The organism is Rhodopseudomonas pentothenatexigens (assembly GCF_900218015.1).
Classification (GTDB): domain Bacteria; phylum Pseudomonadota; class Alphaproteobacteria; order Rhizobiales; family Xanthobacteraceae; genus Rhodopseudomonas; species Rhodopseudomonas pentothenatexigens.
Genome location: NZ_UFQQ01000002.1, coordinates 33,939 through 45,810, shown reverse-complemented (window position 1 = coordinate 45,810; position 11,872 = coordinate 33,939). Strand labels below are relative to the sequence as shown.

The window sequence follows — 11,872 nt, the reverse complement described above, 5'->3', positions numbered from 1 at the left end:
GCTCCGGACGTGCCGGCTGTGGCTGGCGCGCTCGTGCGCGCATTCCAATGACCTGATCGATAGGAGACTGTTCCTTCAACTCATCCATCCGGATCGCTGAAGGACGCAGCAGACTGTCGATCGATTGGGAATGCGGGCAGGGATCGGAAAGGTCGATAGCCCGTCTCGCCGGACTGTTTGCCAGAACGATCCCGTCCTGTCCGAGACTGCAGGCGCCAACGTCGAAACGTCACGTTTCTTCAGCGGCTTAATCGCATGGCCTGCATAGACGGGTGAAGACCGGATTTTGCGTTTCGTCTCACGCGGGCGGGATGCGGAGAAAGGTTCGAACCTCGACACCCCGAGCGGGCCAAGGCGGCAAGCCTCAGCGCGCGCGGGAGGGCAGGCTTTAGTATCGTTTTGCCCTCGGGTCCGAAGACCGTGTGTCGAAGGTGGTGAGGGCAGGGCGAAGGGTGCAACCCGACGGCTCCTGCTTGCAGAGGCCGTCAACCGGAAAGAGCTTGCTGTGGATAGAGCGGCAAAAAAGGCAGCGGTCGAGGAGCTGAATGGTCTGTTCGGGACCACCAGCGTCGCCGTCGTTGCTCATTATTCCGGCCTCACCGTGGCCCAGATGCAGAAGCTGCGTCAGCAGATGAAGCAGGCGGGTGCGTCGGTGAAGGTCTCGAAGAACCGTCTCGCCAAAATTGCTCTTGAAGGCACCGACGTCGTTGCCATCGGCTCCCTGCTGAAGGGGCCGACCGTGATCGCGACTTCCAGCGATCCGGTGGCGGCGCCGAAGATTGCCGTCGAATTCGCCAAGGCGAACGAGAAGTTCGTCATTCTCGGCGGTTCGATGGGCAAGACTGTCCTGAACGTCGACGGTGTGAAGGCTCTGGCCTCGCTGCCGTCGCTCGACGAACTGCGTGGCAAGCTGGTCGGCCTTCTGGTCGCGCCGGCCACCAAGATCGCGCAGCTTTCGACTGCTCCTGCGGCCAAGGTCGCGCGGGTGGTTCAGGCCTATGCCTCCAAAAGCGAAGCGGCCTGACGCTTCACTCCCAATCAACCCAGGTTCGAACTGATACCCGTAAGGAACTGATTCAATGGCTGATCTGCAGAAGATTGTTGACGACCTGTCGAGCCTCACCGTGCTCGAAGCCGCCGAACTCGCCAAGATGCTCGAAGAGAAGTGGGGCGTCTCGGCCGCTGCGGCCGTCGCGGTCGCCGCTGCTCCGGGCGCCGGTAGCGCCGCCGCTCCGGCGGAAGAGAAGACCGACTTCACCGTTGTGCTGGCCGCGGCCGGCGACAAGAAGATCGAGGTGATCAAGGAAGTCCGCGCCATCACCGGCCTGGGCCTCAAGGAAGCCAAGGATCTGGTCGAAGGCGCTCCGAAGCCGCTCAAGGAAGGCGTCAACAAGGAAGAAGCCGACAAGATCAAGGCCCAGCTCGAGAAGGCTGGCGCCAAGGTCGAGCTCAAGTAACCGCAGGTTACGTGAGTTCGATCCCGGGCGCGCGCAGCGAGGTCCGGGATCTTGCCCAGGGATGGATGGCCGGGTCGAGCCCGGCCATGACCCCCGGGCGAAAGTGCTCAGCGGTTGGGGCCGGTTCGCCGGCCCCGGTCGCGGCGGCGGGGGGCGGAAGATCTGATGCTCCCGGGCGCCGTCACAGGAATGTGTGGAAAGGCGTGGGGATAACCCCTCGAATCTCCGCATTGCCGTCCCATATTGGTCCGGCAGCACGAAAGCGCAGGCGCGATGGGCGTGATAGGGTGTCCGCGCAGCCTCTGGGAGAATCGGCAATTTCGGGCTTTTTCGGTCTATAACCACGAGATTTCGACGGGCGGGTGCGGCAGCGCCCCGCGCGTTATTTTGCGTTCGGAATTAGTGCTGAGCCGATTTAGGATTTAGTTCCTGAGGTCTGGCTCCTAAATTTCGGATGTTCGGTATTCAACCCGGGGGCGAGGCGGCTCGCGCTCCGGAAGGTTCGCCCCACCGGGCGACGAAACGAGAGGCCACGATGGCGCAGCAGACGTTCACCGGTCGCAAACGCGTTCGCAAGTTCTTCGGTCACATCCGGGAAGTCGCGGAGATGCCGAACCTCATCGAGGTTCAGAAGGCGTCCTACGACCAGTTCCTGATGGTTGCCGAGCCGCCCGGAGGACGGCCTGACGAGGGCTTGCAGGCGGTGTTCCGGTCGGTCTTCCCGATCTCGGACTTCTCCAACGCCTCGATGCTCGAATTCGTTCGCTACGAATTCGAGCCGCCGAAGTACGACGTCGACGAGTGCCGTCAGCGCGGCATGACCTATGCCGCGCCGCTGAAGGTGACGCTGCGCCTCATCGTGTTCGATATCGACGAGGAGACCGGCGCCCGCTCCGTGAAGGACATCAAGGAGCAGGATGTCTACATGGGCGACATCCCGCTGATGACGATGAACGGTACCTTCATCGTCAACGGCACCGAGCGCGTCATCGTCTCGCAGATGCATCGGTCGCCGGGCGTGTTCTTCGACCACGACAAGGGCAAGACCCATTCGTCGGGCAAGCTGCTGTTCGCCGCCCGCATCATCCCGTATCGCGGTTCCTGGCTCGACATCGAGTTCGACGCCAAGGACATCGTCTATGCGCGTATCGACCGTCGCCGCAAGCTGCCGGTGACGTCGCTGATGTTCGCCCTCGGCCTCGACGGCGAAGAGATCCTGTCGACCTTCTACAACAAGATCCTCTACAAGCGGACCAAGGACGGCTGGCGCGTTCCGTTCGACGTCAACCGCTTCCGCGGCTACTCGACCGTCAACGACCTGATCGACGCCGACACCGGCAAGGTCGTGCTCGAGGCCGGCAAGAAGCTGACCGTGCGCGCCGCCCGCCAGCTTCAGGAAAAGGGCCTCAAGGCGCTGCGGATGTCCGACGAAGAGCTCGTCGGCAACTATCTGGCCGAGGATCTGGTCAACCCGAAGACGGGTGAAATCTACGCGGAAGCCGGTGAGGAAATCACCGACAAGACGCTGAAGATGCTGAACGAGCAGGGCTACAAGGAACTGCCGCTGCTCGACATCGACCATGTCAACGTCGGCCCGTACATCCGCAACACGCTGAACGCCGACAAGAACATGACGCGCGAGGACGCGCTGTTCGACATCTACCGGGTGATGCGTCCGGGCGAGCCGCCGACGCTCGACTCCGCGCAGAACATGTTCCAGTCGCTGTTCTTCGATGCCGAGCGCTACGACCTGTCGGCCGTCGGCCGCGTCAAGATGAACATGCGCCTCGACCTCGATGCGCCCGACACCCATCGTACGCTGCGCAAGGAAGACATCCTCGCGGTGATCAAGACCCTGGTCGGCTTGCGCGACGGCAAGGGCGAGATCGACGACATCGACCATCTCGGCAACCGCCGTGTGCGCTCGGTCGGCGAGCTGATGGAGAACCAGTACCGCATCGGCCTGCTCCGCATGGAGCGCGCCATCAAGGAGCGGATGAGCTCGGTCGACATCGACACCGTGATGCCGCAGGACCTGATCAACGCCAAGCCGGCGGCGGCGGCGGTGCGCGAGTTCTTCGGCTCGTCGCAGCTCTCGCAGTTCATGGACCAGACCAACCCGCTGTCGGAGATCACCCACAAGCGGCGCCTGTCGGCGCTCGGCCCGGGCGGTCTGACGCGCGAGCGCGCCGGCTTCGAAGTCCGCGACGTGCATCCGACCCATTACGGCCGGATCTGCCCGATCGAGACGCCGGAAGGTCCGAACATCGGTCTGATCAACTCGCTGGCGACCTTCGCCCGCGTCAACAAATACGGCTTCGTCGAGACGCCGTACCGCAAGGTCAAGGAAGGCCGCGTCACCGACGAGGTGGTGTATCTGTCGGCGATGGAAGAGGGCCGCTACGCGGTGGCGCAGGCCAACGTGGCGCTCGACGCCAAGGGCAAGTTCACCGACGATCTGGTGGTCTGCCGCGCCGGCGGCACCCGCGACGTCGTGCCGATGCCGGCCGACCAGGTCGACTACATGGACGTGTCGCCGAAGCAGCTGGTTTCGGTCGCCGCGGCGCTGATCCCGTTCCTCGAGAACGACGACGCCAACCGCGCGCTGATGGGCTCGAACATGCAGCGCCAGGCGGTGCCGCTGGTTCGCGCCGAGGCGCCGTTCGTCGGCACCGGCATGGAAGGGGTCGTCGCCCGTGACTCGGGCGCGGCGATCGCCGCGCGCCGCACCGGCATCATCGACCAGATCGACGCGACGCGTATCGTCATTCGCGCCACCGAGGATCTCGATCCGACCAAGTCGGGCGTCGATATCTACCGGCTGATGAAGTACCAGCGCTCGAACCAGTCGACCTGCATCAACCAGCGTCCGCTGGTGAAGGTCGGCGATCACGTCAAGAAGGGCGACATCATCGCCGACGGTCCGTCGACCGATCTCGGCGAGCTCGCGCTCGGCCGCAACGTGCTGGTCGCGTTCATGCCGTGGAACGGCTACAACTTCGAAGACTCGATCCTGCTCTCCGAGCGGATCGTGAAGGAAGACGTCTTCACCTCGATCCACATCGAGGAATTCGAGGTGATGGCGCGCGACACCAAGCTCGGCCCCGAGGAAATCACCCGCGACATTCCGAACGTCTCGGAAGAAGCGCTGAAGAACCTCGACGAAGCCGGCATCGTCTACATCGGCGCCGAAGTCCGCGCCGGCGACATCCTGGTCGGCAAGATCACGCCGAAGGGCGAAAGCCCGATGACGCCGGAAGAAAAGCTGCTGCGCGCCATCTTCGGCGAAAAGGCCTCGGACGTGCGCGACACCAGCTTGCGGGTGCCGCCGGGCGTGCAGGGCACGATCGTCGAAGTCCGCGTGTTCAACCGCCACGGCGTCGACAAGGACGAGCGTGCGCTGGCGATCGAGCGGGAAGAGATCGAGCGCCTCGCCAAGGACCGCGACGACGAGCAGGCGATTCTCGACCGTAACGTCTACGGCCGTCTCGCCGACCTGCTCGACGGCCGGCAGGGCATCGCCGGTCCGAAGGGCTTCAAGAAGGACACCAAGATCACCCGCGCGGTGCTCGAGGAGTATCCGAAGTCGCAGTGGTGGCTGTTCGCGGCGCCGAACGACAAGCTGATGGCCGAAATCGAGGCCATGCGGAAGCAGTACGACGAGTCGAAGAAGGGCCTCGAACAGCGCTTCCTCGACAAGGTCGAGAAGCTGCAGCGCGGCGACGAACTGCCGCCCGGCGTGATGAAGATGGTCAAGGTCTTCGTCGCGGTGAAGCGCAAGATCCAGCCGGGCGACAAGATGGCCGGCCGCCACGGCAACAAGGGCGTGGTGTCGAAGATCGTGCCGATCGAGGACATGCCGTTCCTGGAGGACGGCACTCACGCCGACATCGTGCTGAATCCGCTCGGCGTGCCGAGCCGCATGAACGTCGGTCAGATCCTCGAGACGCATCTCGGCTGGGCGTGCGCGGGCCTCGGCAAGCGCATCGGTCAGACCATCGACACCTACTACCAGAGCCAGGATCTCAAGCCGCTGCGCGAGACCCTGCGCAAGATCTACGGCGAGGACGAGACCATCAAGTCGCTCGACGACGGCGAACTGCTCGAGCTCGGCCGCAATCTCAGCCACGGCGTGCCGATCGCGACCCCGGTGTTCGACGGCGCCAAGGAGGCCGACATCGAGGAGATGCTGAAGCTCGCGGGCTTCGACGCCTCGGGTCAGTCGACCGTGTACGACGGCCGCACCGGCGATCAGTTCGATCGTCGCGTGACCGTCGGCTACATCTACATGCTGAAGCTGCATCACCTCGTGGACGACAAGATCCACGCCCGGTCGATCGGTCCGTACTCGCTCGTCACCCAGCAGCCGCTGGGCGGTAAGGCGCAGTTCGGCGGCCAGCGCTTCGGCGAAATGGAGGTGTGGGCGCTCGAAGCCTACGGCGCGGCTTATACGCTGCAGGAAATGCTGACTGTGAAGTCGGACGACGTCGCGGGCCGCACCAAGGTGTACGAGGCGATCGTGCGCGGCGACGACACGTTCGAGGCCGGCATTCCGGAATCGTTCAACGTGCTCGTCAAGGAAATGCGCTCGCTCGGCCTCAACGTCGACCTGCACAACTCCAAGCTGGCGGCGACGCCGCCGGCCGAGGCTGCCGAGTAACTCAATGCGTCGAGCCCGGCGGCGTGCGCTTCGCGCCGGCCGCCGGGTGTCTCCGCCGCGCCAGCGTCACGCGCGCGACGGGGGGAGGCCTCTGGAATTCCGATTTTGCGGCCGGTGACGACCGGCACGCGAGGAGATGGCGATGAACCAGGAAATTATGAATCTGTTCAATCCGACGACGCCGGCTCAGGTCTTCGACCAGATCCGGATCTCGATCGCGTCGCCGGAGAAGATTCTGTCGTGGTCGTACGGCGAGATCAAGAAGCCGGAAACGATCAACTACCGTACCTTCAAGCCCGAGCGCGACGGCCTGTTCTGCGCCCGCATCTTCGGGCCGATCAAGGACTACGAGTGCTTGTGCGGCAAGTACAAGCGGATGAAGTACAAGGGCATCATCTGCGAGAAGTGCTCGGTCGAAGTCACGCTCAGCCGCGTCCGTCGCGAGCGCATGGGCCACATCGAGCTGGCCGCGCCGGTCGCCCACATCTGGTTCCTGAAGTCCTTGCCGTCGCGCATCGGGCAGCTGCTCGACATGACGCTGAAGGACCTCGAGCGCATCCTGTACTTCGAATACTACGTGGTTCTGGAGCCGGGCCTCACCGACCTCAAGGAGCGTCAGCTCCTGTCGGAGGAGGAGTATCTGCGCGCCCAGGATCAGTACGGCCAGGACTCGTTCACCGCCATGATCGGCGCGGAGGCGATCCGCGAGCTGCTCAAGGGTCTGGACCTCGACAAGATCGACGCGCAGCTGCGCGCCGAGATGGCCGAGACCGACAGCGACATCAAGCACAAGAAGCTCGCCAAGCGGCTGAAGATCGTCGAGGCGTTCCGCTTCTCCGGCAACAAGCCGGAGTGGATGATCCTCACCGTGGTGCCGGTGATTCCGCCGGACCTGCGGCCGCTGGTGCCGCTCGACGGCGGCCGGTTCGCGACCTCGGACCTCAACGACCTGTACCGCCGCGTCATCAACCGTAACAACCGCTTGAAGCGGCTGATGGAGCTGCGTGCGCCGGACATCATCATCCGCAACGAAAAGCGCATGCTGCAGGAAGCCGTGGACGCGCTGTTCGACAACGGCCGCCGCGGCCGCGTCATCACCGGCGCCAACAAGAGGCCTTTGAAGTCGCTCGCCGACATGTTGAAGGGCAAGCAGGGCCGGTTCCGTCAGAACCTGCTCGGCAAGCGCGTCGACTATTCGGGCCGGTCGGTGATCGTGGTCGGTCCCGAGCTCAAGCTGCATCAGTGCGGCCTGCCGAAGAAGATGGCGCTCGAACTGTTCAAGCCGTTCATCTACTCGAGGCTCGACGCCAAGGGGCTGTCGACCACCGTCAAGCAGGCCAAGAAGCTGGTCGAGAAGGAGCGGCCGGAGGTTTGGGACATCCTCGACGAGGTGATCCGCGAACATCCGGTGCTGCTGAACCGCGCCCCGACGCTGCATCGTCTCGGCATTCAGGCTTTCGAGCCGGTGCTGATCGAAGGCAAGGCGATCCAGCTGCATCCGCTGGTGTGCTCGGCGTTCAACGCCGACTTCGACGGCGACCAGATGGCCGTGCACGTTCCGCTGTCGCTCGAAGCGCAGCTTGAAGCGCGCGTCCTGATGATGTCGACCAACAACATCCTGCACCCGGCGAACGGCCAGCCGATCATCGTGCCGTCGCAGGACATCGTGCTCGGCCTGTACTATCTGTCGATCATGCGGGAAGGCCTCCCGGGCGAGGGCAAGGTGTTCGGCGATCTCGCCGAGCTCGAGCACGCGCTGTACTCCAAGGTCATCCACCTCCACACCAAGATCAAGTATCGCTGGCACTGGGTGGGTGAGGACGGCAACGAGACCGTTCGCCTGATCGAGACCACGCCGGGCCGCATCCTGCTCGGCCAGGTGCTGCCGAAGTCGCCGAAGCTGCCGTTCGACGTCATCAACAAGCTGATGACCAAGCGCGAGATCTCCGGCGTCATCGACCAAGTCTATCGCCACTGCGGTCAGAAGGAGACGGTGATCTTCTGCGACCGGATCATGGCGCTCGGCTTCTTCAACGCGTTCAAGGCCGGCATCTCGTTCGGCAAGGACGACATGGTCGTGCCGGGTTCGAAGTGGAAGATCGTCGACTCGACCCGTACGCTGGCGAAGGACTTCGAGCAGCAGTACAACGACGGTCTGATCACCCACGGTGAGAAGTACAACAAGGTGGTCGACGCCTGGTCGAAGGCCACCGAGGAAATCGCCAAGGAGATGATGAAGGAGATCTCCGCGATTCGGAAAGCGCCGGACGGCTCCGAACAGCAGGTCAACTCGATCTACATGATGGCCCATTCCGGTGCGCGTGGTTCGCCCGCGCAGATGCGTCAGCTCGCCGGTATGCGCGGCCTGATGGCGAAGCCGTCGGGTGAGATCATCGAGACGCCGATCATTTCCAACTTCAAGGAAGGTCTGTCGGTTCTCGAGTACTTCAACTCGACCCACGGCGCCCGTAAGGGTCTGGCCGACACCGCGCTGAAGACCGCGAACTCCGGTTACCTGACCCGCCGTCTGGTGGACGTGGCGCAGGACTGCATCATCACGCAGGCCGACTGCGGCACCTCGCTCGGCATCAAGATGCGGGCGATCGTCGACGCCGGCACCGTGGTGGCTTCGCTGGGCAGCCGTATCCTCGGCCGCACCGCGGGCGAGGACGTGCGCGACCCGGCTACCAACGAGATCATCGTCAAGCGCGGCGATCTGATGGAGGAGCGGGACGTCGAGGCGATCCATCAGGCCGGCGTGCAGGAAGTGAAGATCCGCTCGGCGCTGACCTGCGAGCTGGTCAACGGCATCTGCGGCAAGTGCTACGGACGCGATCTCGCCCGCGGCACCCCGGTCAACCACGGCGAAGCGGTCGGCGTGATCGCGGCGCAGTCGATCGGCGAGCCGGGCACCCAGCTGACGATGCGTACCTTCCACATCGGCGGCGCGGCGCAGATCAACGAGCAGTCGGTGATCGAGTCGAACTTCGACGGCAAGATCGTGATCAAGAACCGTGGCATCGCCCGCAACGGCGAAGGCCACAACGTCGCCATGGTCCGCAACATGGTGATCGCGATCGTCGATCCGGACGGTTCCGAGCGTGCGACCCATCGCATCCAGTACGGCGCGCGCGTGCACGTCGACGAGGGCGACATGGTCAAGCGCGGCCAGCGCATCGCCGAGTGGGATCCGTACACCCGGCCGATCCTGACCGAGGTCGAGGGCACCATCGACTTCGAGGATCTGATCGAGGATCAGTCGATCTCCGAAACGCTCGACGAGTCGACCGGTATCGCCAAGCGTATCGTCATCGACTGGCGCTCGAGCCGCGGCGGCGCCGACCTGCGTCCGGCGATCGTGATCAAGGGCAAGGACGGCAAGGTGCTGAAGCTGGCGCGCGGCGGTGACGCCCGCTACATGCTGTCGGTCGACGCCATCCTGTCGGTCGACGTCGGCGCCCAGGTCAAGCCCGGCGACATCCTCGCGCGTATCTCGACCGAGAGCGCCAAGACCCGCGACATCACCGGCGGTCTGCCGCGGGTGGCGGAGCTGTTCGAGGCACGGCGGCCGAAGGACGCGGCGATCATCGCCGAGATCGCGGGCACCATCCGGTTCGGCCGCGACTACAAGAACAAGCGCCGGCTCTCGATCGAGCCGCTCGACAAGAACGAGGAGCCGCGCGAGTACCTGATCCCGAAGGGCAAGCACATCCACTTGCAGGACGGCGACGTCGTCGAAAAGGGCGACTTCATCGTCGAGGGCAATCCGGCGCCGCACGACATCCTGGCGATCAAGGGCATCGAAGAACTCGCGGCCTATCTCGTCAACGAAATCCAGGAGGTCTATCGACTCCAGGGCGTGTTGATCAACGACAAGCACATCGAGGTGATCGTTCGCCAGATGCTGCAGAAGATCGAGATCACCGACCAGGGCGATACCGACATGATTTCGGGCGAACAGGTCGACAAGATCGAGTTCAACGCGATCAACGCCAAGGCGGTCGAGGAGGGCAAGAAGCCCGCCACCGGCAACCCGGTGCTGCTCGGCATCACCAAGGCGTCGCTGCAGACCCGCTCGTTCTTCTCGGCGGCGTCGTTCCAGGAGACCACGCGGGTGCTCACCGAAGCCGCGGTCAACGGCAAGGTCGACCCGCTGGAAGGCCTCAAGGAGAACGTCATCGTCGGCCGGCTGATCCCGGCGGGCACCGGCGCCTCGATGGCCAAGATCCGCGAAGTGGCGGTGAAGCGCGATCGCCTGATCCTCGACGAGCGCGAGAAGCAGGCGACGATCGTTCCGGCCGCCGCGCCGGAAGCCGAACCGCTGTCGCTGCCGCCGGCCGAGTAAGCCGGTTGCTGCTGATACGAGTTGTGAAAGGCCGGCGCGAGCCGGCCTTTTGCGTGAGGGGAACCCGAACGGCTTGTGTTCGCCGCGTATTTGGATGAGCTTGTCGGTTGTGGGGCGCAGGGGGCGGATACCGGTTAGTTCGGCAGGCCGGTTGCCGGCCCGGATAGCCTGATTGTTTCTGCGGCCGTCGCCCGCGCGGCGGTGCTGCTTGATCGGTGTAGCGAACGATGACCTTGCCAGCGGATCATGCCGGTCTCGTCGATCGCATCTACGAGGCGGCGCTGGTGCCGCAGCTTTGGCCGGAGCTGCTCGGCGCGCTGAGTGCGGTGTCCGGCGGCGAGCGCGGCGTGCTGTTCGCGGTGCGCGACGGCTACGCCAGCGGGATCGTGTCGCCGGGCTGGGAAGAGCTGCTGCAAGTGTTCATGCGGGACTGGGCGCACCGCGACCCGCTGCTGGCCAGCGCCCACAAGAAGAACCATGCGGGTTTCCTGACCGATCGTGATCTGGTCGGCGCCGACGTCATCGCCACGCATCCGATCTATCGGGAGTTCTACCGGCCGAGTGGCATGGGCTTCCGCGCCGGGACCCTGATCCCGATCCCGAGCGGCGACATGATTTCGATCCTGCTGCCGCGCCATCACGATCTCGGCCCGATTCCGCCCGAGGTGGTGGAAGCGCTGGATGGCTTGCGGCCGCACATGGCGCGCGCCGCGATGACGGCCAATCGCATCGGCTTCGAGCGGGCGAAGGCGCAGACCGATACGTTGCAGGCGCTGGGGCTGCCGGGCGCGGTGCTGCGCGGCGCCGGGCGGGTGTTCGCAGCCAACGCGCTGTTCGATGCACTTGTGCCCGCGGTATTTCAGGACCGCGCACAGCGGCTGACGATCGCCGACCGGGCGGCGGACGTGATGTTCGCCGACGCGGTCGCGTCGCTGCCGGCCGCACCCGCTGTCAGGTCGATCCCGGTAGCGGGGACCGAAGGTGTTTTGCCGATGGTGCTGCACCTGATCCCGGTCCGCGGCTCGGCCCAGGACATCTTCACGCAGGCGATCGCGATCCTGGTCGCCACCCCAGTGGATCGCGCCAGGGTGCCGACCGCGGAGGTGCTGCAGGGGCTGTTCGACCTGACGCCGGCGGAAGCGCGGGTCGCGCGCGGCATCGGCGAGGCGCAGTCGGTCGACAGCATCGCGTCGGCGCTCGGTGTCTCCCGCGAGACGGTGCGCAGCCAGCTCAAGGAGGTGCTGTCGAAAACCGGACTGTCGCGTCAGCAGGAGCTGATCTCGCTGCTGGCCGGTAAGGCGATCCCGGCTGGGCGGGAGTTCTGAAGGTCCGGAACATTTCAGCACCGTCACCCGATCGGGTGATGCGAGTACCCGGCTACACCCGCAAGTTGAAGTCGCGCACGACAAC

The 11,872-nt window shown here is 64.7% G+C and carries 5 protein-coding genes; all 5 read left to right on the top strand.

What is annotated here, in order from left to right; genetic code table 11:
• The first annotated feature begins 505 nt into the window (after positions 1 to 505).
• The 5 genes from rplJ to DWA33_RS01780 all read left to right on the top strand — a co-directional run bounded on the left by rplJ (position 506) and on the right by DWA33_RS01780 (position 11,787).
• A complete protein-coding gene (gene rplJ, locus DWA33_RS01800) occupies positions 506 to 1,024 on the top strand; it encodes a 50S ribosomal protein L10 (RefSeq protein ID WP_114356401.1) in 519 nt (172 codons plus the stop codon).
• Positions 1,025 to 1,079: 55 nt separating this feature from the next.
• Complete coding sequence (gene rplL, locus DWA33_RS01795; RefSeq protein WP_114356400.1) at positions 1,080 to 1,457, top strand: 50S ribosomal protein L7/L12; 378 nt, start codon at positions 1,080 to 1,082, stop codon at positions 1,455 to 1,457.
• 535 nt (positions 1,458 to 1,992) lie between these two features.
• Positions 1,993 to 6,117 carry a DNA-directed RNA polymerase subunit beta gene (gene rpoB / locus DWA33_RS01790; RefSeq protein WP_114356399.1) on the top strand — a complete coding sequence of 1,375 codons (4,125 nt, stop codon included), beginning with the start codon at positions 1,993 to 1,995 and terminating at the stop codon, positions 6,115 to 6,117.
• 142 nt (positions 6,118 to 6,259) lie between these two features.
• Complete coding sequence (gene rpoC / locus DWA33_RS01785; RefSeq protein WP_114356580.1) at positions 6,260 to 10,462, top strand: DNA-directed RNA polymerase subunit beta'; 4,203 nt, start codon at positions 6,260 to 6,262, stop codon at positions 10,460 to 10,462.
• A 227-nt stretch (positions 10,463 to 10,689) separates the two neighbouring features.
• Positions 10,690 to 11,787 (top strand): helix-turn-helix transcriptional regulator, encoded by a 1,098-nt coding sequence (locus tag DWA33_RS01780; protein ID WP_114356398.1) that lies wholly within the window; start codon positions 10,690 to 10,692, stop codon positions 11,785 to 11,787.
• The last annotated feature ends 85 nt before the right edge of the window (positions 11,788 to 11,872 follow it).

Excerpts from the sequence above, each read along its gene's own strand:
- rplL (WP_114356400.1), top strand. The coding sequence starts at position 1,080 with ATGGCTGATCTGCAGAAGATTGTTGACGACCTGTCGAGCCTCACCGTG.
- DWA33_RS01780 (WP_114356398.1), top strand. The coding sequence starts at position 10,690 with ATGACCTTGCCAGCGGATCATGCCGGTCTCGTCGATCGCATCTACGAG.
- rpoB (WP_114356399.1), top strand. The coding sequence starts at position 1,993 with ATGGCGCAGCAGACGTTCACCGGTCGCAAACGCGTTCGCAAGTTCTTC.
- rpoC (WP_114356580.1), top strand. The coding sequence starts at position 6,260 with ATGAACCAGGAAATTATGAATCTGTTCAATCCGACGACGCCGGCTCAG.